This window comes from Pedobacter sp. P26 (genome assembly GCF_050632135.1).
GTDB lineage: Bacteria > Bacteroidota > Bacteroidia > Sphingobacteriales > Sphingobacteriaceae > Pedobacter.
This window is the reverse complement of sequence record NZ_CP192574.1, coordinates 6,274,899-6,299,350: the sequence shown is the minus strand read 5'-3', so window position 1 is coordinate 6,299,350 and position 24,452 is coordinate 6,274,899. Positions and strand designations below refer to the sequence as shown.

Genomic DNA, 24,452 nt, shown 5'->3' with positions numbered 1-24,452 from the left:
TAGATAATACCTACTCTATTCCAAGGTTTTCGGCTTCCCCTCTTTTATCTTCGTACTTAGGTTCTAATATCCGGTTATCGTGGCTCAAGATTATACCGATAAGTGTAAACAGCGTGACTGATAAATTGAATGTCAAATGAGTATTCCAACTCATCTTTTCCAAAATCCCTCCGCAAGAACATGGAATATCCCTTGTAAACCTTGTTACGCAAACAATATAAGCTGAGAATAAAACCATTAGAAAATATGATAAGTACAATCCCATCACTTTTGTCATCTTAAACCACAGCAGAATGATAGCCAAGAATTCTATTGAAAGAACGAACCAGACTGCAATCCCTGGAACATCCGATAGCAGAACTGACTGTCCAACTTGTGTTCGAAATTTATCCAGATCAAACACTTTATTTAACATTGCATATGTAAAAAGAGACATTAATGCAACACTCAAAAAGTAGACGTACTGAGACTTTTTATCCATTTTTCTTTATTTTATCAATCTTTTAACCGTTTTAATTTTTCGTGTAAAGGAACCTTGGAATATTCTTCAATCAACTTTTGCTCCGTCCCATTGACCAATGGGCTACTGCCAACCTCACGCTTTAGAGTATCTAACTTTAATCCATCTTTATAGTTCCTGTCTTTAAAAGGAATACCATCAATCATCCATACCGGTAATGGAGCGGATTTTAGGTAGTGGTCGAAAAATTGCTCGGTACGAATAGTCAAATCCACCTGGTTTTTATAATTTCCTATTGCGTGTTGCTCATTATAGTACTGGAGCAACCAAGCTGGCTTACCCAAGCGTGATAACGCCAGAAAAAATTCTGCACCTTGGCTAAAGGGAACATTAACATCTTCTCTGTTGTGAACTATCAGAACTGGGGTTGTTACTTTATCTACATAGAATACTGGAGAGTTTTGAATATACCACTCCGGTCTCTCAAACATCGACCTAACCATACGAGTCTGCCTCCATTCGATTACACCCTGAGGAGTTCCTTGATCCCGTACTTGATGATTTTTTGGGGACCAATCGTTATACCAGCTGACTAGATTTGTCACGGGGGCACCAATTGTTGCAGCTTTAAACCTATTCGATTGAGTTACGAAATATGCAGTTTCGAACCCTCCATGACTATGCCCGCTTAAGCCAATGCGTTCCCGATCTACATATGTTCTTTTGCAAATTTCATCAGTTCCAGATTCCAAGCATTCTAGTGCACTTTTTAGTACTTCCCCAACACGGTACTTCATATCGGGAACAAATACCAAATATCCACGGCTGACCGCTCTGGGAATATCTATATCCACAGTGTGCATAAGCTTTGGTTTCAGAAAATCGTAGATCGCATCTGATCTGTTTTCATAGTAAGTTATGATTACCGGATATTTCTTACTTAAATCAAGGTTTTCAGGCTTATATAGGATCCCTTGTAATTTTGTTCCTTTAGCAGTTTCCCAAGACAACAATTCTGAAGTCAGCCAGTTATATTTTTTTCAGGATATATATTGCTTACTTGTTTAACATTATGTCTATCAGATATAAACCAATTCGGAGAATCGCTCGCTGATGATTTTCTGAATAGCCAAATATTGGCATTTTGGGCTTTGATTGGTCTACGAAAGTTTCCATCAAATTCGTCCTTTATGATAGAAGCATCTTGATAAACTATTGACTTTGGAGTCGAGGCTCTGTCTAGGCTAATCTCAAAAAAACCATTTCGCTTTGTAACAGAATTTAGAGCAGCAACGGTCGCATAACCAGATGTTGATGATTTTTCCGAAAATGAAAAATCTGGTATTTCCTGAAAATTAATCTTATTTTCCCGCCCAAAATGGTTTGTAAGACATACCGGCTGAGTTTTTCCGCTGGGATCTAGTTTCCAAAAATCAAATCCATCGTTAACAACTAAAAATCCATCACTCAATATCTGAAAAGTAGAACTGGGTTCGAACTTTCTATATGGTTCTGCGGCCAGCAAAAAATCGTCTGAAGATGCTTTTTGGAATGAATTAGTCGACGCTGTCAGATTAACAGTCTTTTTTTCGATTACATTATAACTATAGTAGTCACCATGTTCAGCATTAAAATAAACAATAAATTGAGAATTGTCTGTGGCATAAAAACTATCACCTTTTTGAGAAACGGAATCCATTTGATCCAAAGAAATTGCTCTACCATCCTTTTCAGATATCATAAAGTCGAGTTTTGTCATTGACCGATCCTTCGGACCATAAGCCAATCTATTTAAAGGATTATCTCTCTTTCTCACTAACCATGTGTGTTTACCGATTTTAACAGCTTGACGAAGGCTATCCTCTAACTGCACAACCCGCTTTTCGGTCGGAATTATCAATGCGGCATAGCCACGCGCTTCTTTCGAAGGCTTGAATTCATCGCGATACTGAGACGGCCAATCTTTAAAAGTCCACAATGTGACTTTAGCTTGGTTTTGTACTTCCTCAATGATTACTTTTGTAGGGATTTCAACCAGTGTCACTTTGGCGACACCGGAAGGGAAAAGGTTATCAAGGGAAGATATTTTCAGTTTCTTTTCAATTTGTAGGGTTTTATCATTGCCAATATTCAAAGTTTCTCCTGTTTTACTTTCGATCCAAATAGAAGTAATTCCCTTTGTGTCCGTTTTTAAAAATGCTTTCCCATACCTTTCTGCTACAGCATCGACCTTTTTGCGGCCACCGGTTTTTGGATTTAAAACAAATGTCTCATTCTTCTCGATGCCGGATTTTTCCTTAAATTTTATTGCGTATTTACTGCGCTGATTAAACTCAATAGGGCCAACTACCAGAGCCGAATACTTAACATCATAACTAGGTAGGGACATGACAAATAAAGAGTCCCGCTTTTTGAATACCAAGTAGTCATCTTCAATAAAAAAACAGACCTCAGATGCATTGATAATTCGCTTCTTTTTGTCACTAACCTTTTGAACTATAGTTGTAAGAGATTTTCCATTTTCAATGGAGTAACAAACATATTTACCCGTAGAGCTAATTAGGGCCTTATTATAGACCTCCGGCCAATTTTTAACCGCTTCTCCATCTATAATCGGCTTGCTCTGTCCGAACAAAGTCGTGCAATTCAAAAGAATACTGGTCATAAAAAAAACTTTGATTAATCTCCCGAAATGATTCACCATGTTTTTTCTCCTTTTTTCATTTTTTCCAAATTAGATTTAAACTCCTTTTCCTCACCATTCGTATACTCCACGGCTTTCGTTTGCCATTCAATAGCTTTCTTTGACTTTCCAGCTTTATATAAAAGGTTCGAATAGGTATCAATATTATTTGCTGAATATTGATCTGCTGGCTCTCCTGCTCTTATTGAATTTGGGTTTTCTATTATCTTTTTTGACTGGATTGCCGCACGTAATAAAAGCTTTTTATCATTCACGTTTTTGAAAATCAGACTGTAGAGTGTATTGTTAACGGACCAACTCAATTGACGGTAGTTAGTCATTTTTTCAACTGGGTCATATTTTTCGAGACTAGTTAAATAGGCATCTGAAAACTTATCCCATTCATTTTTAATTTTATAATACTTAATTCTACTAGCGTTAATTATCATGCCTGCATTAGCATTGCGATATTTCTTTGAAATATTTCTTCTTATCTTTTTCCAATCTGGATCATCGGACACAGGTTGCTTAAAAGCTTTATCCTTATAAATTACAGAATTGATTTCGTCATCGATAATCTTTTGTTGGTCTATTACTGTTAAACCTTCCTGTGCAAAAATCATTGCCGGAAACAAAACAATAAGAAATACTAATTTTAATGATCTCATGTTATTTTTGATTGTGTGTAAAAAAAGCAAAGCAGTAGCTAAAGCAGATCATGAAAACCTGCTTTGGCACTACCTTTTCAAACGTTAATAATGTGGTACGCCGAGCACGCCGAACGCATCAGTTCCAGCACCTCCTATTTTACCTTTAATGGCCAAAGTGATGTTCCTGTGCCTAGCGGACGAAGGATTGACTGCGCCACTAAGTGCATAAGTAAATAACAAGGCGCCATTGGAGTCACGGATCTGAAATGTATCAGCACCAGCCGGAATTGGCACCGGCAATGGCAAAGTGCTAAACTCCGTTACCTGTTTGTATCCCACGGCACTAAAAACATTTACACTCGGTGCGGAGGCACGAGTGATGCTAAGGGGCCCAGAATTTGGGGAAAGGTTAATCACCCGCACATTTATAACATCGTCTTTTGGATAGAGAGGAATATCGTCCTTTACAAAAACTGCTTCTGGTGCTGTATGAGTTCCGGTCAGGTACAAGGAATAGATTCCACCGTTAGAAATATTCGGACTTTGTTCGAAATAGGGCGCATTTGGCGAAATACTGGCAAATGCTTTAATTGGTGAGGAATTACTAGCAAACAGTGTGAATATTTTATAATTATTTAATGCACAACTGTCCATAACATTGTTGTTCAGCCGCACAAATTTACCCTGGGAAATCACATTAGTGATAGTTAGCGAAGCCAGTGGTTTTACTGGAATATCGTTGGTACTATTCTTCTTACAACCAGTACTTCCGGTGATTAGAAGAATGGGTAATATTAATTTTAAGTAGGTTCTCATAATCTATCTCGATTGGTTAAAGTTTAATAGCCAGGTGTCTGGATAACATTCGGATTAAGTGTTAGCTGTGCGGGCATCACAGGATACAATGCCTGGTATGGCTGCCATTCGCCCCCACCTTTTACTGGAGTTGCAATGCGCATAACCTCGTCAATTTTGCCAGTACGTTTTAAATCGAACCAACGGTGACCAAATTCAGAAAACAGCTCGATCCTGCGTTCCGCCAAAATTGCATCCAAAAGTTTTTCTTTGGTATCAGCCTGGGTATCTCCTAGACCTGCCCGCTTGCGTACTACATTTAACATATTTTGCGCCTCAGAAATTTTGTCTTGCTTTACACAAGCCTCTGCGCAAATCAGATATTGTTCAGCCAGGCGGAGAACCATAGAATACTCATCTACTGGTGCATTTAAAGTAGCCACTTTATATTTATAAGGGTAATAATAAGTGTTTGTGCCGACTATCCTTGTTCCAATCCACGAAGTTCGCCGCTTATCGCCGCTTTCAAAAGCAGAGAGCAGGACCGGATTTATTCGAAATGGGTAACTAGAACCATTGGGCCCACTGGCAGGGATGATAAAACTCTGTGCCTCTTGAGTATTACGTCCAAGGAACACTGGTTGCAATTGTAAGATGGCTTCTGTGCTACCTGCTTTAAAGACGTTGTCCAAAGTCGTCAACATATACAAACCTCTATTTTCTATCACAGCTTTAGATTCCTGTTCGGCATCAGTAAAATTATTCATATAAAGATAGGTCCTTGCTAAAAGTGCCTTTGCAGCCCATTTGATTGGTCTAATTCTTGGACTGTTTACCCTCGAAGTTACAACGTCACTCTCCAAATAGGAATTTGCAAGATTGCTCTCAGCATCTTTGAGATCGCGTACTATCTGCTGATAAACTAAATCTTTTTTCGTTCTACCAATCGTAGAATTAATAAAATAATCGGTACTTGTGAGTAAAGGGACATCACCATACATTTGTATTAAATAGAAGTATGAGAACGCACGCATAAATTTCGCTTCACCCAATAATTGTCGCTTTACACGTGCACCCAATTTAGAGTTTGGATCTTCCTCTGAAGATCTTTGTGCCTCAATACCTTCGATAATCCTATTACAGTTATAAACATAATTTCCATAAAATGTGTTCCAAAACTGGTAATTACTACTAGTTGCTGTTAATGCTGTTAATGTGTTTCTGTTATACATTATGTAATCGGTATTTGTGCCGAACATTAACAATTCATCTGAACTCAAACCAATAATTCCTGAAAGTCCCAAAAAAGTTGCCTGCGTAATAGAGGATCCGGCAGCGCTTGAATACAGTTGGGTCACCGCGGCAATTGCGGTTTCATTATTTGAAAATACGGCCTCTGCTGTCAATGAAGTTTGCGGAGGAGGAATTTCAATCAGCTTTTTGCAACCGCAATGAATAGTAGCAATTAGTACTATTAAAATATAACAAATTGATTTCATAACTATGTGTTTCTAATTAAAAACTTGCCCTTACATTGGCAACAATTGTTCGAGTTGGAGGGATTGCGGTCGGACCAGTTATTGGATTGGCACCAGAATACCTGGAAATCGTAAAAAAGATTCTGGGCATTTACACCAATCCCACACCCTTTCATTCCAACCCTTCCAACCCAACGAGAGGGAATATTCCAAAAAATTGTGGCATTGTTTAATCGTATATAGCTTGCATCTTCAAAGTTCTGCACAGTGTTAGTAAGTTGGCCATCAGTATACAATGTAGAATACTTTTGTATCACTGCAATATCCCCTGGAGACCTCCACCGGTTAGCTGAATAGGCGAATTCAGGCTGGTTGTAAGCTTCCGCGCCTGGCCTGCTATTTTCAAAGAAATAACGGGGCTGAATCTGTTTGACGTAATCAAAAGAAAGGTTTAAGCTAAAATTTCCGACTGTAAATGTAGTCTGCAATCCAGCATAATATTTTGGGTTTAAACTGATTCGAGTGTATGATGTTTGGGCCGGAGTCCCGCTTCTGTCTACTGGGTTTCCGTTAATGTCTGCCAAAGTCTCCAATCCTGTCAAAGGATTTACACCCAGATAGTTTGCATACAGTGCTGATCCCAATGGTTCGTCAATTTTGTATTTCGTCGCACCATTAGGTATGCGATCTTGGTTTGGAATGGAAACCAATTTGTTTTTAGGAACAGTGAGATTAGCGGCGAATGTCCATTGGAAATCTTTGGATTTTACCGCGATTCCCCCTAATAAAAATTCCCAACCAGTGTTCTCTACTACAGCGTCAAAATTGACTAATATTTTAGAAAATCCAGCCGCGATTGGTAACGTTAGTTCCTCAAGTAAATTGGAACTTCTGTTTCGATTGTAATTGATCCCTAAAGTAAGGCGTTCTCTAAGAACACTTGCTTCCAACCCAAAATTCATTGATTTTTTTCTTCCCATTGCAACTCCTTATTAAGTAAGCCTCTTGGAGAAAGGCCAACTATTCCCTGGTATGGAACGCCTACTGTTGCTGAAGAATAAAGATCCATAAAGCTATAATCCCCGACAGCATCACTCCCAGTAATACCATAGCTTGACCTTAGCTTTAAAAAATCCAACCATGTTGCGTTTTCTTTTAACCAACGTTCTTCAGAAATGATCCACCCTGCAGCAACTGAGCCAAAATTACCAAAGCGGTTTGCAGGACCAAAACGAGCGCTACCATCTCTTCTAATCGATAGGTTGAATAAGTATCTATCTTTGAAGCTATATTCTAATCTCGAAAATATAGCATTATATCTATATTCTTGGTAAAATGCACCCGTTTGACTAAAACTAGATGCGGCAGCTAAATTTCTAACTTGGCTATCGCTATTTTGCCCATACCCCACGATACCGGACGTCTCTGCTTGACTGCGATTATATGTTGTGCCCAAAAGCGCTTTGATTCGATGAGCTCCAAATTGAAGCCCATAAGATACTTTTGGCTCAACGATCAATGAATTCGACTGGGTAAAACGAAGTGATCCGCTACGCTGAACATATATTTGATCTGCTGGGGGATAGGTTGCTAACAAATCTGCCGAAAATTCTTGCTGCTGAGCTCGATTGTAACCGATACTCGTTGACAAGTCAAAACCTTTAAAAATGTTGTAAGAAAGATCAAGATTGCTAGTCAGATTATTAGTTTTTACCTCATATGGATTAGTCAGAAAACGTGGAATTGGATTTAGCGGGAAAGTTGTTACTCCATCAGCATTGATCGCCCAATTTACAGAACCATCGGGATTATAAACGGCTGGAGCATTTGGAGAAAGTAACGATATGATACCACCACCAGGCAATGCACTGGAAAGACTTGGAAGGCTGTTTTGTCCATTTAAATAATTTGCGACAAGACTCATTTTAAATTTTTGGTTGGCTGAAGCAGAGTTTAATGAGGTACTCAACGCTACATTGTCGTTTCTAAAGTCCTGACCGTAGGGGCTGCCCTGACGGTTTGCTGTTAGAGCGACTCTATAATTAGAATTTATTGACCCTCCCGAAACTGAGAGGTTGGCATTGCTATAGTTTTGAGTTTTGATCAATTCTTTCTGCCAATCGGTATACCTAGTTTGATCCCAGGTACCATCCAAATCATAAGTACCAGGTTCCACAATTTGATTTGCATTAGCATAAGCTTCACGCCTGATTTCCAAATACTCCTCAGTGTTCAAAAATTTTGTTATCTGAGGTACTTTGTCCCAGCCACTTTGTGCTGTTAAATCAATTCTCAGTGCACCAGGTTTTCCCTTCTTAGTGGTGATGATTATCGCCCCATTTGCTGCTCTAGATCCATAAATAGCGGTAGCATCAGCATCTTTCAATACTTCGATACTCTCAATATCACTCGGATTTAGATACGTCAACGGACTGCCACTAGATTCCCTTTGCAAAGATGGTGTAGCACGTCCCCATACTTGAGGATTGCCTGTGCCTTCAATCGTTGATCCAGGGTAAGGAACCCCGTCTACCACATAAAATGGAACTGAGGATCCTTTAAGACTACTTGTGCCTTGAATATTAACGTTAACTGTTGCTCCAACGTTACCGCTTACTTGTTGAATCCGCAAACCGGCAACACGTCCTTGTAGTGCTAGCAACGGATTACTAACAACTTGGTTTTCGATATCTTTTGCCTTTACTGAAGTAATATTTGCAAGACTCAAACGCCTACTTGTCTTTCCATAGGCCTGAATTTGCACTTCGTCAAGTGGATTTTGAGTTGGCTCCATCCGGATATTTCCCAGTAATTTGGCTGCAACTATTTCTTTTTGATTATATCCTAAAAATTTAACAAGAAGCGGTGCACCTTCGTTGACATTACTTAGAGTAAAAGTTCCATCTGCAGCTGTACTAACACCTTTTCCATTGCTTTTTAGTACCACACTTGCCCCGCCTAATGGCGTTCCATTTTCATCAATTATCTTTCCCGTAACATCTATTAGAGTTTTTGTGGTTCCGGAAAAATCTGAGGTTTTGGGAACAACTTTTGGATAATGATCGTTTTTTCATCGATTAAATAGGAATAATCCTTAGCGGCTACAACCTTATCAAATACTTCTTTTAAATTGGAATGATCGAAATCTACGGACATCCTTTCATTGGCATTGAATTCCTCGCTACCCCATATTACCGAATAACCCGTTTGTTTTCTTATCTCCTTAAATAACTGACTAAGAGTGACATTGTTTTTCTTAAATGTTACTTGTTGAGCCATCGATGCCGCAGTTACGTTCAGCATCGAGCCGATTAAAAAAATAATGGACAGCCTCATAATAATTAGCATTTTTCGGATGCAGAAATAGTGGCTGCACCAAAATTTGTATAAATTTTTGTACATTCGTTTGTTTGGTTAAAATCTTTAAATCATTTGTTTCTCGCAAAATTTTATTGATTATCCAGACGATTTACCGGGAGCGTTGCAATCACTCCCGGTTATTTTTTGGACATTCAGTTATTGTCGTCAAGGGCCTAAAGTTCTTTTCTCTTTCATTTTTGCTTTGTTCGTTTGGTTGTGAGTTATTTGGATTTATTTTCTACAAAAATTGTTCGATTTTCAAGTTTAAAGCCGACCAATCCGATTTTGGCCAATTTGTCCAAAACTTGTGAAACTTTATAATAACGGGAAATCGAACCAGAAAACTTTTTGTGCTTAAGGTCATCACTGTTATATTTCACCTCTACATTATACCATCTTGCCAACTGTTTCATTACATCTTCCACCGATTCGTCTTCGAACACGAAAAAACCATTCTTCCAGGCCACTACATCATCGACATCAACTTCCGAAATTCTTATCAAATTTGCACCAGACAGAGTTGATTGCTCCCCTGGTTTTAGTACTTTCGCTTGGCCACCTAAAGTCGAAACCTGAATCGATCCTTCTAAAAGCGTCGTTTTAACCATGGTTTCGTCATGGTAAGAATTTATATTAAAATGCGTTCCTAGAACCTCCACTTCTTGTTTATCTGTTGCAACTATAAACGGGTGACTTTTATCTTTTGCAATTTCAAAGTAGGCTTCGCCGGCTAATTCTACCCTGCGTTTAGATGCGGCCGCAAACGAGGAAGGGTATTTTATTGAAGAAGCGGCGTTGAGCCATACCTTGCTTCCGTCGGGAAGTACCAGCACCTGGGTCTCGCCGCGGTAAGTTGTGAGCGTTTGCATTTTACCAGATTCTTGCTTGTTATCGATTATGGTATATACTAGCTCACCGTTTTCATTCTTTGTTATTTTTACACCTGATTCTTCAGCCACATTCCGCCCTTTTACATCAGCAATGTAGATTTTCTTTCCATTTGAAAGGGTTAGCGTTGCTGCTACTTTTCCGGGGTTGATATCGGCTGAAACAATACTTTGGTCGGCTGACTTCTTACCCGTTTGATAAATATAATGTCCCAGAAATACGGCTAGTGCGATAGAGGCTGCGATTGAAACCTTCACCCACAGTTTAATCGCAGGATTTTTTCCAGAATTGACTTCATAACCTGCCGACCCTTCATTCTAATCTCTTCGTGTTCTTCCTCGGGTAAGTATACTGGCTCATTGTTATTTAATTCATGAACCCAGCGTTCAAGCAACTCCTTCTCCTTTTCAGAAGCTTCACCAGTTACGGTATTTTTCCAGAAGTTTTAATGCGTCCTTCATATCATTTATAATGGAAATAATTGATTTTAGATTGTCAATATTTACCACATTTTATAACTAAGCCGATTAAATGGACAGCTACTGTACAAAATATTTTAAAATAATTTCAATCAACTGATATTCAATGCTTTAAATTAATATCAAAAAATTTTATTTCCAAATGATTGACCTTCTTTTCTGGTCTTTTGGCATAACTATGGCTTTAGTCTAGAGCTAGAACCTAAATAGCATATAGATGTACAGGAACAAGCCAAGTTTTTTGCGAAGGATAGAAAGGGCACGCGTGATATGCCGACTAACGTTCTCTTCCGATGTGCCGAGCACTTCCGCGATTTCCCGGTGGCTGAGGTTTTCTTTGCGGGAAAGCAGGAACACTTCCCTCATTTTGGTAGGCAATAGATCTACCTGTCTGTTGATAATTTCTATAATTTCTTTCTCCCTTACCCGATAGTCGGCCTGCTCACTAAAGTTTTTTGCATAGCTATCCAATGATTGCAGATATTTATCTTCCACCTTTTGATGGCTAAATATGTCCAGGATTTCATATCGCACGGCGCGATATAGATAATGTGTCAAAGGGGTTTCAATGTTAATGGATTTATGGCGATTCCAAAGGCTAACGTAAACTTCTTGAACTACATCTTCTGCCGCTTGGCGGTTTTTTAACTTTTTATCGGCGTAGATGATAAGCAGATTATAGTAACGTTCGAAGATTTCCACAAAGGCGTTCCTATCTCCCTGTTTCAGCAGGGCATAAAGTTCAGTGTCCTTATGGGTACTATAGATCAACATCGAATGAATGGTGCTGAGGTTGTTTGCCGTCAGTCTAATTTAAGAAATTTTGTTGCAGCAATGATAAAAATATTTTCTTAAAAATAATGTTAAATCTTGTTTATCAGAATTAATGTTTAGTTCCCGAGCGGTAAAGGTGGGACATCAAAAGCTATCAGAAATCCTTTTGTAAATGCTGAAGGTTATTCTCAATTAGAAACCGCTTGTATTCGAAAAGGTGCTCAAGGGTTAGGCCAGGAATATCCATTAACTCGATTGGGGATTTTTCCAATAACTGGCTTAGGAGGATGAGTCCATTACACTTTAGCAATTCGATAAATGTATGGCCTAACTCCAAATCTTCTACATGCTGATTGACTAACTCATTCACTTTGGCGAAATTAATTTAAAACCAAAGATAAAAATTTTCGTTATAAAGTCACTTATATTAAGGGTTATTATTATAGGTGGTATATCATAAGGCTGTTGATTTGTTTTGTAACATGCCCAAAGGAATTGATCTTTCAGAGAAAAAACATACCCTCAAACCAGATATTTATCTGAAGAAGTTTGGCGAAAGAGTACGCTCTCTGAGAATTGCTAAAGGATATACCAGCTACGATATGTTTGCCTATGAGCACGACATTAATAGAACGCAATGGGGAAGATATGAAACTGGAAAAGATGTACGCCTTTCTTCCATTCTACAAATCGTTTCCGTTTTCGACATGACCTTGGAGGAATTCTTTAGTGAAGGATTTTAGATTCGCTTTCATTTTTAACTAATTCAAGACTACCTGTTACTTGATTATTTAGACTTGCCGCCATTCAAGTTTAAACCTAATCAAATAAGTAATGAACAGAACCTATATTGATGGATTGTATGCTGCGATGGAAGATGAGCTGGCGGATATCCATCAATTTCCCGAACATTTTTCGCGCTCGCTCGGCATCGTTTCTTCTTCGATGCAGCTTATTCACAACCACATTATTTCCGATGGCTTTGCCTGTGATTCTGATGAAATAGAATTTTTTAAGGTCATTAAACCCAGGTTTTATCACTGGTATATTTTTCTGGTGGAACGCCATAATATCATGAAGGGGCTTGCCATTGGTATTGAGCACATGGCAAGGGACTACTATCTGCAGGAACTTTCCTTTATCAAGCGCTTTTTCGACCAGCATGCTTTTGTGTACCACTATTTTTTGGAAGGTGAGACTTCTAGGGATTGTGATTTTTTCCTGCGTTCTACATTTCAAGCCGCGCTTGATGCTCCTGGATTTATGTTGGGCAATTTTTCGACCAACCATGATTACACCTTTGCCAAGATCATGGCCTATGAACGGTTGCAGGAGTTTCTCATTGTCCGGCTCCGCGCTACCTATACCGCTGAAGTCGGTACAATTTTGGGTGAACTGCGTTCCGCTAAAAAGCGTACCTGGACAGATGAAAAGATCAAGTTGGTGGAACTTGCCTATGGCATTTATTTCATGGGCTCTGTAGATTTTGGGAAGGCTGATATCTCTGATATTATCGCAGGGCTGGAAAATTGCTTTAATGTTCACCTTGGCGTGGTATACCGCAGGTTCGTAGAAATCTCGCGGAGAAAATCCGAAAGCCATACCGCTTACCTTGATGCGATGCGTACTGAAATTGTGCGCCGCATCCACGAAAAAGACCGTTACAAGCCTTTTGTTCCCAAGAAAAGGCCGGGTTCTGATACGGATAAGAATATCTAACTATTTAAATGTTGTCAATCTCCCACTTCCGGCTTTGAGAATTTTGCTCCCAGTATCTGTTAGATCTTTGACATCTGGGAACGAAACATTATCCGCTTATTGGGCGGAAATTTTGCGAAGGCGGAGGTGGAAGCCCCGAGCTGAAAGCGCATTGGCAGACGAGGGTCCGGGTTGTAGAATCCGACGTGGGTAGTTCCGATTAACATAGAGGCCATCTTTAGCGGGTTGATACCACGCTTTTTAGGGCCAGCTTGAAGGGGGCATTGCCCCCTTTTGCATTTACGGTAATATAGAAACAATCTATTACCTATGGCAACATATATAGACGCTAGCGAACTGTTATCTGGCACATCCATAACAGGCTTCTTAGAACGGCTCGGACACCGGCCGGTTAGGCAATCCGGCAATGAAGATTTTTACCTGAGCATGCTGCGCGAGGAACGTACTGCTTCGCTCTGCGTGAACGAGGGGCTTTCGGTCTGGTTCGACCACGGTGGCCCGAATGCATCCGGGATAAGGGGCGGGAATTTGATCGATCTTGCTATTTCCTACTGGCATCCTATTTCTTATTCCGATGCGCTTTATAAGATAAAAGAAGTGATGGGGAATGTTATCCAAACAGGTGCTTCAGTCTCTATGAAAAATCAGGAGCGCAAACGGCTACCGGTTAAACTTCCCCATTACAAAATTGAAGCGATAAAACCTCTTGGTAAAAATCCGGCCATTACCAGTTATCTGCAGGGCAGGGGAATTTGGGGCATGGCAGATCACGGGCAGATCCAGGAGCTATACTATTTTGTAAGAGACGATAAGGGTGTACAAAAGGATTTTTTTGCTGCTGGGTGGCAGAATGAAAACGGTGGTTGGGAAGTTCGCAACAAATATTTTCAGGGCTGCCTCGGCCATAAGGGTTTAACCTATATTGAGGGCGATGATGATAGACTTGTCATTTTTGAGGGCTATATGGATTACCTGAGCTGGAAGTATGAAAACGAAGATTGCTATCCAAGTGTGATCGTGCTAAACTCCCTTTCTCTCTTGCCAGCTGGGATCAACAGGGCCAGAAAATTCGAATACATTGAAACTTATTTTGATAGGGACAAAGCAGGATTGAAAGCCACCTTAGATTTTAAGGAAGCGCTACCTATGGCAAAAGATTGTTCCAGGGTCTTTTTTGGGTTTAAGGACTATAACGAAAAACTCATGTCCGATCTGAAGTTTTTGCGTGATGGTTTTTCAGTTCAGGAACTTGGTTCGGTTAATGAAGTATGCCAGCCTAAGCGCTAATGAAATTCTGATGCCTGTATATACGGATATGGGTCTTTCTCAAAATATGCGTATAATCAAATATTAGCATATTCCGATATAGGAAGATGTGTAGATATTCCAATTAGGCTCGATATCTAAACATGACAACATATTCGGTTATACACATATTTCAGCCGCCCCTTCGCTCCGTATTAGTTGCAGTTTAAAATTTTGTCTAGATATGGCTAGCTAATAGAATAGCTTTTGATTGGTAAATTCTAATCTCATCGATTGGCATATTTCAATTCTTCATTTGGCGTTGTGAGGGATTTTGCGCTTTGCGAAATGTCCATTTTCCTTCAAAAAATGGAGCAAGCCGAAGTTGGGCAGAGCCCTACTTTGCTTGCCCCCTAGCGCTGCTGTGGGGGTATCAAGTATCCTCCGGGGATACTTGTCCGCGCTATCGCGCCATTGCGGTGGGAAAATAGGAACCTCTGGGGTATCCCGTTGATTTATTTTAGGCGTTTTAATCTTTATTCAGTATGGAGGATACCAATATCCGTTCGGTGAGGTTTTCGGTTGCTGTAGATGCAAAGTTTGAGAAGATTGCCGTTAAACTTAGCCGCACCAAAAGGCTGCTGTTCATTCAGATGGTGGATTACTTCTACAAGAGCAAAAAAGATCCGATGGATCTAAACGATGATCTTTTGAAAAACACCCTTGTTAAAAACCACCAGCAGTATATCAGCTTTATCCGCGCGCAGGAAAACATGCTACTTCTTCCGATCAAAGCGGAGGTAGATAGGGTTTCAAGATCCCAGCGCGATATCATCGAAAGATTTAATTCGGAAATACTAAAGCACAATGCGCTTGTTCTGGGCGGCCAAAAATCACACACTTTGGCCATAGGCGGTATGGAAAAGACGCTTGCGCTATTGTTGAAAAAAACGAAAGATGCAGATGTGCTCAAAGCGCAGTTTCTTTTTTATTTGAGGAATATGTTCTGGCAAGGGAAACACTGGGACCTAAGGCTTCGGCCAGGGAAAAACAGGAACTCTCTTCCAAAATTAAAGATCAGGTTCGATTGCTTTAAGACCTATTTATGTTCATAAACATTACCGATAAAAAAGAAGCGGAGAACAAAGGCAGCAGTGCTATGCTCGTGCATTATCTCGAAAAGGAAAACAGAAAACCGAAAAAGGAGCAACAGGAATTTTGGTTTAATGCCCTGCGTTCGGATATTTCGCCCTATGAAGTAATGACTAGGATAGATGGCAACGTGGCCAAGCTTGGCAGAAACGATCCCAAGTTTTTTCTGATCAATATCAGTCCAAGCAAAAAGGAGATTGCTTTTCTGATTGAACGTTTTGGCCGAGATCGTGTCCGTGAAAAGCTTAAGGCATATACAGCAAAAGTGATGGATGAATATGCCAAGAATTATAAGCGGGATGGCATTTCAGGCCAGCAGGATCTGCTGTGGTTTGGCAAGCTGGAGGAATTCCGGTACTACACCCACCCTGCCCGTGAAGTGAAAAGTGGAGAGAAAAAGCGCGGACAACAAAAAGATGGTGAACAGATGCACATCCAGGTGATCGTAAGCCGAAAAGATGCCACCAATAGGATTAAGCTTTCTCCTCAGAATACCTCAAAGGGAAAGAACATTGAACATTCGAAAAAAATGGGCCAGTTCGATAGGCTCGCCTTTAAGCAGAGCGGAGAATCAGTTTTTGACGATTTTTTTGGCTTTGATAGGCTCCTTAAAGAATCTCTCGCCTTTGCCAATGTTCAGAAAAACGGAAGCTTGGCAGAACGTAGTGCGATGGCCAGTAGGAGTTCGGAAGAATTGGGTGAAGTAGAGGTGTCGAATGGTTCTAAAATGGAACATGGTTTTCAGCTCCATTTTGAACCGGCGGAATCTTCCGAACTGGAAGTGGTAGATTACGTGCCTTTGCTTGATGCATTTTCGGTTGATATCAGTGATGATATAGATGATGAAGCCATCTTGGGCAGAAACCGCCACCGCAAAAGAAAAGCGCGGACGAATACCAGGTAAATTATTGCCTTTTCTAGAATACCGATAAACCATTTCCTTTCACCTTTTTAACCCTATTGCCTATGCTAAAACACGGAAGCCTGTTCAGCGGGATCGGCGGTTTTGATATCGCCGCCAGTTGGGTGGGCTGGCAGAATGTATTCTCCTGTGAGAAGCATCCCTTCTGCCGACAATTATTACAATACTACTGGCCAAACACCGCCCATTATGACGACATCTTCCAATTCAATGCAGCTCAGTATAGGGGATGCATCGATATCATCTCCGGAGGTTTTCCCTGCCAGCCCTTCAGCCAGTCCGGACGGAGAAAAGGCACGGAGGATGACCGCTATCTCTTCCCACAGACTATCAGAATTATTAAGGAGGCAAGGCCCAAGTGGATTGTTCTTGAAAACGTATCTGGCATGTTCAGTATTCTCGAACCCGGAAGTCTTTCTAAAATGGAAATCAAAGCGGTCGAGCTTTTTTGTGAAGATTACGACCAGATTCCAAGCCGCACCATCATCCGGTTGCAACGACGGGTCATTGCCAGCATCATTTCAGAAATCCGTACAGCAGGATACCTATTACCGGAACTTAAAGACGGCACACCAGTCATTCTGTGTGTTCCGGCTGCTGGTGTTGGTGCCCCGCACACGAGAGACCGGGTCTGGTTTGTTGCCCACTCCAACAGCCTCGGAGATGACCTACATGAAGGCAACGATCCGAACGGCAAGGGCGGGGATGCCACTGAAATCACGCCGGAACAAAAAGGGAAACGGGGGGCAAATTTCGCTGACGGATTTTCTAGTCTACCTTACGGTCATGGCTTCATCGAAACATGGTCGGAAAATTCCGCAAGAATCGCCAGCTTCTTTCCTGGGCAGGGTGCACCGGGCACTTCCCAAACTAGGGGATTCGGTATTCCCGACTGGAAAGGATGGCCAACTCAATCCGCGTTTTGTGGCGGAGATGATGGGATTCCCAGTATTCTGGACGGAATTACCTTTCCAAAATGGCGGGAAGAAAGTATAAGGGCCTACGGCAATGCCATTGTTCCGCAGGTGGCGCTTGATATTTTTAGGACGATTGATTCGATATCGGCTGAATGCGGGTAAGGTTTTCTGCTGGTTTTCCTTTCTGTTTTTCTGTTCATCCAAATTTAAATCACGATTACTATGGTCATATTACTTGGAAACCAAAAGGGTGGTGCAGGGAAAAGCACACTCACGCTGTTGCTTGCCAACTATCTCTCGCTGGTCAGAAAGAAAAAGGTCACGGTTCTGGACATGGATTATCAGGCATCTATTTCGGCAAAGGCCGAAAAATTTAAGCTGCCGGAGGCTGAACCTTTGTATGAGGTTATTCCCTGCGACCTAAAAATCTATCCTGCCGTTTTCAGCACGCTAAAGTCAAATTCAGATGAACTGGTGATTATCGACATGCCGGGCAAAATGGATGATGATGGGTTAATTCCGGTAATCCTTTCTGCCGATCTGGTTTTATGCCCATTCAACTATGATGAATTTTCGGTGGATTCGACACTGCTTTTTGCGATGGTATGCTCTAAACTGAATAAAACCTGTTGCATGCTGTTTGTTCCCAACCGCATCAAAACGACGGTCAAATATGAAACCAAACTGGAGGTGGACAATGCGCTGAGAAAGTTTGGCAGTATTTTGCCGGCAATAAGTGACCGGGTGGACTTTCAGCGGCTGACCACCTCGCATATTCCGCTTGCCTTGCTGCCTGTTGTGATTCCGGTGCTAGACCTGGTGTTTGAGTCCTACATCATGAAAGGGGATTCGGGGTGAGCAAGATCAGATCGATTGCCGATGAGATCAGGGAACGCATTAAAGCTGAAAGTGAAGCTATACCCGCCTTGGAAAAACCTTTGGCTCAAAAGCCCGTGGCTTTAGCTCCAAAGAAGAAAATTTCTGCAGGCGAAGTCTCCCAGGCAGAAATTTATGATTTTTTTGAACAGCTATCGGCCTTTCGCATGGAGGGTACACAAAAGATTATGATCAGGCTCGACACAGCTAGCATGAAACTTCTAAAGCAGCTAAAGTTTACCCGCGATATCGATATGACCAAGGTTATCGTATTCGCCTTCTCCCAATTTCTCTCTCGTCACCACTGGCTGCCCGGCCACATCAAAGAACTACTCAAAAAAAACGAAAATGAACTGGACTGAATTTTTCATGATCCTAACGGGGATCTACTTTGCCTATTATGGGCTGAACCTGGTTTTTGACCTATTGAATGCCGGAGAGCGGACGCAGGCTAGGCCAGAAGATGATGGTGTACTGCATTTTACCGAAGATGAGCCTGAGCTGATCATTCCGGCAAAGGAAACTGTTTCTTCCGCGGTTTCTGGTTTGCCTGCTACACAGCAGGCTGCTTCGGGCGATGCGTTTTCCCTAGCTGGCCTGATCTCGAGCGGCACAGTCAGCTTGAAGCAGCTTTTCTAACTGGCCAAAGATGACCTGATTGAGTACACCAAGGGCATTTCCTACTAGTTGCTGTTTTTATGTACCGCTTCACATTTCTTTTCTTTCTATGGCTGAGCCTGCTATTTCCTTTAACCGGCCACGCCCAACCTGGTATCTCGGATTTTTACCAGGCTTCCTCAGAGGTCCGCCGCTGGTATTTTTCCCTTTCCGATTTGGTACTGGTGTTGGGTGCCATTGCTGGCCTTTTAGGTGGCCTGCGGGTTTATACCAACTGGCAAACCGGCAAACACCACATTGATGCGCAGGTAATGGCCTGGTTTTTTCCTGCTTATTTCTTGCCCTTGTCGGCACATTCTTAAAAGGGCTGTTCGGCCTTTGATCCCTTCCTTTTAATTCTTCAAAATCATTTTTCTTATGATAGCAAAACAGAAAAAACTGTTTTCTCTTGGCCTCGCTATGCTTTTAGCGGGGCATTCTTTTGCGCAGACCGCTGGTGGAACCACTGGCATCAATGCTGCAACTTCTTCGCTCACCAGCTACGTGGATCCAATTTCTACGCTGACGCTGGCTATTGGTGCTGTGGTGGGGATTATCGGTGGCGTGCGCGTGTACATCAAATGGAATTCCGGTGACCAGGATATCAATAAAGATATCATGGGATGGGGCGGCTCATGCCTGTTCCTGGTACTGGTTTCGGTATTTATCAAGGCGTTTTTTGGGGTTTGATACAAGGTTATCCAATATACAAGGGGCTGGATCTGCCCCTTGTATATCGCGGCTTCAAGGGAAAGTTCATCTATTATGGTATCGGATCGCTAGCCGCCGCCTTGGCGCTTGGTGGTATCTCGGGGGCACTATTCGGTATGTACGCCGGAGGCTTTTTGACCATCGCCGCAATCGCTGGTGGACTTTTCTACACTTTCCATAAGCAGAAAAGCGGCCTTCATTCCAAGACCCGAAACCAGGGCATTTTCATCCATCCAGTCAAATTAAAGATTTCCTATGCAGAAAGAAAAGAAAACGGCATTTGAGCTTCCCTATGCCGGAGTCGACCGCTATGCTGACCTGGCATTGCTGTATTGCATGGGCGGCGATTTTTCAGTTGTCATGCAGATACATAATCCTGTTCTGGAATACTGTGCAGATGGGGAAAGCTATTCTGGCTTTCAGAATATCCTTCTAAATGCGATCAAGATTTTGGGCGAAGGCCATATTCTGCAGAAACAGGATGTTTTTGTGCGCAAGGCTTACATCGGCAGGGCGGAAACGGGTTTTCTGCAACAGAAATACCATGAACATTTTTTGGGCAGGAAGTACACTGAGCTCAAGACCTATTTTATCATTACGCGCCAAGTTAAGCGAAAGGCATTTTACACCTATGATAAAAAGGTGCTTTCGGATTTCGCGCAGAATATCGAAAAACTGCTTGACCTGTTTTCGGGGGCTGGGCTCATGCCATGCTGCCTTGATGAGCTCCAGATCAACCACTATGTGACAAGGGTTTTGGGGATGGAGTTTGCCAGTGCCAATCTTGCGCTAGACAACCTGCGCTGCACTGATGAGCAGCTCTATATCGGCCCAAGGGCGGTTCGCTGTATCAGCCTGATCAATACCGATTCCATTGACCTGCCGGAAAAAGTGAGCCCCTTTACCTTTCGGCAGGACATCAAAGGCGTAAAGCATTTCCCGGCCGATAATCTCACTTTCCTTTTTAATGTACCGAGTTATCATTGCATCATCTATAACCAGCTCATTGAAATTCCGGCGCAGCAAGCTACGCTGCAGAAACTCTCGCTGAAGCGTAAAAGACATGCCGGCATACCAGATCCCGCCAACTTGTTGTGCGTGGAAGATATCGACAGGTTACTGGCAGATGTTGCAAGGGAAAACCAGTTGCTTGTTGATGCGCATTACTCGATCATTGTTTCTGCGGAAGCTGAAAAGATTGGCAAGGCCGTAAATTTTATCGAGGCATCTCTTTTTCAGCAGGGCATCATTCCATCCCGGAATGCCTATAACCAATTGGAGCTTTACCGCAGCGCATTGCCGGGCAATGGGATTGAGCTGAAAAAATACGACTGGTTTTTGACCACTGCCGATGCCGCGCTGTGCTTTTTCTTTAAGGAATCTCTAATTGTGGATGATCCTTCGGATTTCCTTTTGTACTTCACCGACCGCCAGGGCACTCCGGTAGCCATCGATATTTCGGATCTGCCCATGCAAACGGGCCGCTTGAAAAACCGGAACCGATTCATCTTGGGGGGATCTGGCACCGGAAAGTCCTACTGCGTAAACAATATTGTACAACAGTACCTCGGGTATAATATGGATGTAGTGATAGTTGATGTTGGCCATTCCTACTCCGGGTTATGCGGCACTTATGGCGGGAAATACATTACCTATTCGGAAGAAAAGCCCATTACCATGAATCCTTTTGCGATTGATGAATCAGAATATAACATCGAAAAAAGGATTTTCTGATCACGTTGATATCGCTGCTTTGGAAAGGTGCCGAGGGCAGCGTGAGCACCATTGAGCGGGACGTAATCGCGCAGGTAATTTCCAGCTATTATGGAGACTTTTTTGGAAAGCCACTTTCTGCAATCGAAAAGCTTGATTTCAATTCCTTTTACGAGTTTGCCCTGGGGAAGATTCCCGAAATCAAGCAGCAGGAACAGATTCCTTTTGATCTGGAAGAATTCCGGTTCGTGCTCAAAAAGTTCTACAAGGGCGGAGAATTTGATACGATCCTGAACGAAGCGGCCGATCAGTCGCTATTCAATGAGCCCTTTATAGTCTATGAAATTGACGCGGTGCAGGAAAATCGGGTACTTTTTCCAATAGTTACGTTGATCATCATCGATTTGTTCATCCAGAAGATGCGTCACCGCACGAGCCGCCGCAAAGCCCTGATTTTGGAAGAAGCATGGCGCGCTATTTCTTCTCCGCTAATGAGCCGGTTTTTATTATACCTGAACAAGACCGTTAGGAAATTCTGGGGCGAAATTATCGAGGTAACGCAGGAAGTTGGGGACATTATGGGAAACCCGATAATAAAAGACAGTATTATCAATAACTCCGATACTGTAATCCTTTTGCAACAGAAAGAGGCCGATCTGAAAAAGGTGGCCGAACTGCTTTCGATAAACGATATCGAGTTGCGCAAGATATTGACCATCAATCAGCTTGATAACAGGGAAGGCAGGGCTAGGTTCAACGAGTTCTACATAAGAAGGGGAACCGTGGGCGAAGTTTATGGCGTGGAAGTTAGCATGTACCATCACCTTGCCTTTACCACTGAAAAACCGGAAAAGAATGCGTTGGAAACCTATGTGGCAAGATGCGGCAATTACTTCGATGCCATTTCGGAAATGGTAAAAGACCTCGAAACCTCGGGGCTAAGCCTTGCTGCCTTTGTAGCCAAGGTGAATTCACATCTTTTAAACTAAAAAACGCAATGTACAGACTGATTATATTTTTAGCGCTTATTCTAACTCAAGGGTTTTGCAGTGCGCAGATCTATGTGGATCCTACCACGGCGGGCGCGATGGCCTTTCATTCTTCGGTGATCAATGGCCAGCTGAACAGGACCAATGACAACCTTACATTGATACAGCGCGGTCAACTGGCCGTAACCGGGCAACTTGTAATTGTAAACGATCTTCAGGCCACCATCTACAGGGGGCTTTCGGAAGTTTCGGGCATTATGCGCTCATTGCTGGCAGTTAGGGATATTTATGAAATCTCAGAAGATATTGTACTGGATGTGAACAAGGCGATTGGCATTGCCCAGCAAAACCCAGAACTTTTGCTTTTCGCGGAAGGTGGTGCCAGGGAGTTTAAATCCCGGGCCACAAACCTTGCGGTCGAGGTGAGCTCATTTGTGCTAAAGGACGGAAAAGACGCACTAATGGACTCTGGCGAGCGGGCAAAACTTCTGAACCGGATCGTAACCGAACTTACCATTCTGCGAGGGGTGGCATACGGGATGTACCGCTGCATGTACTGGGCGCAGCAACGTGGCTTCTGGAATTCGCTGAATCCCTACTCAGGATTCATCAATATCGATAAGCGGATTGCGGATGATATAATTAGGAACATGAAAATGCTCAAGCCATGAGGCATATGATATTTAGTGTTGTGCTTGCTTTGTGTGTGTTTTCCGCATCTGCGCAACTGAACGTTGAGCTATTGCACCAACTGGTGGCAGAAAGCAAGTCCGAACATGGAAAACAGTCAGATGCCAGAGATAACCAAGGCATTACTACCACAAATGAATCGATCAATAAAACTTCTCTTACCAGGTTAAAGGAAAAATACAGGAATATTCAAAGCAGGTTCAAAACCCTGGGCCTTGCCATTTCCGCAGCGCAGATCGGCATCGAAGCTTACCCGATAGTTTCTGACATCATCACCCAACAGGGAATTATCTTTGATCTCTGTAGCTCAGAGCCACTGTTTATTCCACTGGCAGTTGCAGCTGAGGAGGATATTGGTGACAGGGCCTATAGGCTGCTGAATTACCTGTATGGCCTGGCACTGGTGGCTGGTGACCTGAACCAGATGAAGCCAGCGGACAGGAAAATGCTGTTCTCATTTGTGGTGACTGAACTTCGCGCAATTGCAGGCGCATCTCGCGGACTGGCCGCAACACTTGGCTATGCTACCAAGAAAAAAACATACGATGCGCTGAACCCGTTTTCGGGATTCATCAATCAGGACAGGGCAATTATAGATAGGATTATTGAACGCACAAAACAGCTTGGCCAATGAGAACTGTAGTTATAGCCCTGTTGGCTTTTACGGGATTTTCCTGTTTTGCCCAGCGCGTAGTTTTTGACCGTAACCATTTTGACATTGTAAACGAAAATGGGGCGGTAAGGCTCGCCGCCGAAAACACGCACAATTCCTACTTGAATACGATAAATAATAGGCTGAACGATATCAATATCAATCTCTCCTCTGTAGTTCTGGTGCAGAATATGATCTTAAGTTCGCTCTCGCAGGTGGACGGCGCACTTCGCCATGCCATTGCTGTAAGGCAGATTGGTGAAATCTGTACCGATATCTATACCGAAAGCGGTGAGCTTGTGGAGATGGCCAAGGATAACCCAGCGCTTCTTTTGTTTGCCGAAGATGTGGCCAGGCAACTCAAAGACAGGGGTGTTCGTCTGGTTTCAGAGGTTTCTTCGTTCATTCTAAAGGAGGGAGAAAATGTGCTGATGGATTTTGAAAAGCGTGATGCATTGCTGAAGAAAATTGCCCTTGAACTGCGCGTGATGCGTGCGCTTGTATTCAGCATGAAAAAATCGATTTACTGGGCAAGGGTGAACGGTCTGCTAAAAACAGCCAACCCTTTTCGCTTCTATATGAACCAGGATAAATGGCTGGTGGATGAGCTCATCCGGAAATACAATCTTTTAAAACGTTAAA

The 24,452-nt window shown here is 42.3% G+C and carries 26 protein-coding genes and 1 pseudogene; 16 read left to right on the top strand and 11 right to left on the bottom strand.

Annotated features, from left to right (window positions below):
- Window positions 1–10 precede the first annotated feature (10 nt).
- The 11 genes from ACQ86H_RS29445 to ACQ86H_RS29395 all read right to left on the bottom strand — a co-directional run bounded on the left by ACQ86H_RS29445 (window position 11) and on the right by ACQ86H_RS29395 (window position 11,567).
- Window positions 11–481: a MauE/DoxX family redox-associated membrane protein gene (locus tag ACQ86H_RS29445; protein ID WP_431293381.1), complete on the bottom strand. Its 471-nt coding sequence runs from the start codon at window positions 479–481 to the stop codon at window positions 11–13.
- 14 nt (window positions 482–495) lie between these two features.
- A complete protein-coding gene (locus ACQ86H_RS29440; protein ID WP_431293380.1) occupies window positions 496–1,470 on the bottom strand; it encodes an alpha/beta hydrolase family protein in 975 nt (324 codons plus the stop codon).
- 11 nt (window positions 1,471–1,481) lie between these two features.
- Window positions 1,482–3,125 carry a hypothetical protein gene (locus ACQ86H_RS29435; protein ID WP_431293379.1) on the bottom strand — a complete coding sequence of 548 codons (1,644 nt, stop codon included), beginning with the start codon at window positions 3,123–3,125 and terminating at the stop codon, window positions 1,482–1,484.
- A 32-nt stretch (window positions 3,126–3,157) separates the two neighbouring features.
- Window positions 3,158–3,811 carry a hypothetical protein gene (locus tag ACQ86H_RS29430; protein WP_431293378.1) on the bottom strand — a complete coding sequence of 218 codons (654 nt, stop codon included), beginning with the start codon at window positions 3,809–3,811 and terminating at the stop codon, window positions 3,158–3,160.
- Window positions 3,812–3,895: 84 nt separating this feature from the next.
- Window positions 3,896–4,609: a hypothetical protein gene (locus ACQ86H_RS29425; RefSeq protein WP_431293377.1), complete on the bottom strand. Its 714-nt coding sequence runs from the start codon at window positions 4,607–4,609 to the stop codon at window positions 3,896–3,898.
- A gap of 23 nt (window positions 4,610–4,632) precedes the next feature.
- Window positions 4,633–6,087, bottom strand: a complete 1,455-nt coding sequence (locus ACQ86H_RS29420) for a RagB/SusD family nutrient uptake outer membrane protein (protein ID WP_431293376.1) — start codon at window positions 6,085–6,087, stop codon at window positions 4,633–4,635.
- 2 nt (window positions 6,088–6,089) lie between these two features.
- A complete protein-coding gene (locus ACQ86H_RS29415; protein WP_431293375.1) occupies window positions 6,090–7,046 on the bottom strand; it encodes a hypothetical protein in 957 nt (318 codons plus the stop codon).
- Window positions 7,025–9,013, bottom strand: coding sequence for a SusC/RagA family TonB-linked outer membrane protein (locus ACQ86H_RS29410; RefSeq protein ID WP_431293374.1), 1,989 nt, complete (start codon window positions 9,011–9,013; stop codon window positions 7,025–7,027). Before ACQ86H_RS29410 ends, ACQ86H_RS29415 begins: the two co-directional genes overlap by 22 nt.
- Window positions 9,014–9,069: 56 nt before the next feature.
- On the bottom strand, window positions 9,070–9,402 hold the full coding sequence (locus ACQ86H_RS29405; protein WP_431293373.1) for an STN domain-containing protein: 333 nt from the start codon (window positions 9,400–9,402) through the stop codon (window positions 9,070–9,072).
- A 245-nt stretch (window positions 9,403–9,647) separates the two neighbouring features.
- On the bottom strand, window positions 9,648–10,571 hold the full coding sequence (locus ACQ86H_RS29400; protein ID WP_431293372.1) for a FecR family protein: 924 nt from the start codon (window positions 10,569–10,571) through the stop codon (window positions 9,648–9,650).
- 417 nt (window positions 10,572–10,988) lie between these two features.
- The gene (locus ACQ86H_RS29395) at window positions 10,989–11,567 is read right to left on the bottom strand and encodes an RNA polymerase sigma factor (RefSeq protein WP_431293371.1); all 579 of its coding nucleotides are present in this window, start codon (window positions 11,565–11,567) and stop codon (window positions 10,989–10,991) included.
- Between the two features lie 482 nt (window positions 11,568–12,049).
- On the opposite strand from ACQ86H_RS29395, the gene ACQ86H_RS29390 reads away from it, so the two are divergent.
- The 16 genes and pseudogenes from ACQ86H_RS29390 to ACQ86H_RS29315 all read left to right on the top strand — a co-directional run bounded on the left by ACQ86H_RS29390 (window position 12,050) and on the right by ACQ86H_RS29315 (window position 24,451).
- Window positions 12,050–12,310 (top strand): helix-turn-helix domain-containing protein, encoded by a 261-nt coding sequence (locus ACQ86H_RS29390; RefSeq protein ID WP_431293370.1) that lies wholly within the window; start codon window positions 12,050–12,052, stop codon window positions 12,308–12,310.
- Between the two features lie 91 nt (window positions 12,311–12,401).
- The gene (locus ACQ86H_RS29385) at window positions 12,402–13,286 is read left to right on the top strand and encodes an RteC domain-containing protein (protein ID WP_431293369.1); all 885 of its coding nucleotides are present in this window, start codon (window positions 12,402–12,404) and stop codon (window positions 13,284–13,286) included.
- 309 nt (window positions 13,287–13,595) lie between these two features.
- Window positions 13,596–14,573 carry a toprim domain-containing protein gene (locus ACQ86H_RS29380; protein WP_431293368.1) on the top strand — a complete coding sequence of 326 codons (978 nt, stop codon included), beginning with the start codon at window positions 13,596–13,598 and terminating at the stop codon, window positions 14,571–14,573.
- Between the two features lie 503 nt (window positions 14,574–15,076).
- The gene (locus ACQ86H_RS29375; RefSeq protein ID WP_431293367.1) at window positions 15,077–15,646 is read left to right on the top strand and encodes a BfmA/BtgA family mobilization protein; all 570 of its coding nucleotides are present in this window, start codon (window positions 15,077–15,079) and stop codon (window positions 15,644–15,646) included.
- Window positions 15,637–16,587, top strand: a complete 951-nt coding sequence (locus ACQ86H_RS29370; protein ID WP_431293366.1) for a DUF5712 family protein — start codon at window positions 15,637–15,639, stop codon at window positions 16,585–16,587. Before ACQ86H_RS29375 ends, ACQ86H_RS29370 begins: the two co-directional genes overlap by 10 nt.
- Window positions 16,588–16,649: 62 nt before the next feature.
- A complete protein-coding gene (locus tag ACQ86H_RS29365) occupies window positions 16,650–17,684 on the top strand; it encodes a DNA cytosine methyltransferase (RefSeq protein ID WP_431293365.1) in 1,035 nt (344 codons plus the stop codon).
- A gap of 60 nt (window positions 17,685–17,744) precedes the next feature.
- On the top strand, window positions 17,745–18,380 hold the full coding sequence (locus ACQ86H_RS29360) for a ParA family protein (RefSeq protein ID WP_431293364.1): 636 nt from the start codon (window positions 17,745–17,747) through the stop codon (window positions 18,378–18,380).
- Window positions 18,377–18,760 (top strand): hypothetical protein, encoded by a 384-nt coding sequence (locus ACQ86H_RS29355; protein ID WP_431293363.1) that lies wholly within the window; start codon window positions 18,377–18,379, stop codon window positions 18,758–18,760. Before ACQ86H_RS29360 ends, ACQ86H_RS29355 begins: the two co-directional genes overlap by 4 nt.
- Complete coding sequence (locus ACQ86H_RS29350) at window positions 18,747–19,037, top strand: hypothetical protein (RefSeq protein ID WP_431293362.1); 291 nt, start codon at window positions 18,747–18,749, stop codon at window positions 19,035–19,037. Before ACQ86H_RS29355 ends, ACQ86H_RS29350 begins: the two co-directional genes overlap by 14 nt.
- Window positions 19,038–19,096: 59 nt before the next feature.
- Window positions 19,097–19,378, top strand: a complete 282-nt coding sequence (locus tag ACQ86H_RS29345) for a DUF4134 family protein (RefSeq protein WP_431293361.1) — start codon at window positions 19,097–19,099, stop codon at window positions 19,376–19,378.
- Window positions 19,379–19,433: 55 nt separating this feature from the next.
- Window positions 19,434–19,745 (top strand): DUF4134 domain-containing protein, encoded by a 312-nt coding sequence (locus tag ACQ86H_RS29340; protein WP_431293360.1) that lies wholly within the window; start codon window positions 19,434–19,436, stop codon window positions 19,743–19,745.
- Window positions 19,679–20,050 (top strand): DUF4133 domain-containing protein, encoded by a 372-nt coding sequence (locus ACQ86H_RS29335; RefSeq protein WP_431293359.1) that lies wholly within the window; start codon window positions 19,679–19,681, stop codon window positions 20,048–20,050. Before ACQ86H_RS29340 ends, ACQ86H_RS29335 begins: the two co-directional genes overlap by 67 nt.
- Window positions 20,022–22,468: pseudogene (locus ACQ86H_RS29330) on the top strand (TraG family conjugative transposon ATPase). The gene ACQ86H_RS29335 and the pseudogene ACQ86H_RS29330 overlap by 29 nt, the downstream one beginning before the upstream one ends.
- A gap of 8 nt (window positions 22,469–22,476) precedes the next feature.
- Window positions 22,477–23,139 carry a hypothetical protein gene (locus tag ACQ86H_RS29325; protein ID WP_431293358.1) on the top strand — a complete coding sequence of 221 codons (663 nt, stop codon included), beginning with the start codon at window positions 22,477–22,479 and terminating at the stop codon, window positions 23,137–23,139.
- Window positions 23,136–23,792, top strand: coding sequence for a hypothetical protein (locus ACQ86H_RS29320; RefSeq protein WP_431293357.1), 657 nt, complete (start codon window positions 23,136–23,138; stop codon window positions 23,790–23,792). The genes ACQ86H_RS29325 and ACQ86H_RS29320 overlap by 4 nt, the downstream gene beginning before the upstream one ends.
- Window positions 23,789–24,451, top strand: a complete 663-nt coding sequence (locus ACQ86H_RS29315; RefSeq protein WP_431293356.1) for a hypothetical protein — start codon at window positions 23,789–23,791, stop codon at window positions 24,449–24,451. Before ACQ86H_RS29320 ends, ACQ86H_RS29315 begins: the two co-directional genes overlap by 4 nt.
- Window position 24,452 lies beyond the last annotated feature (1 nt).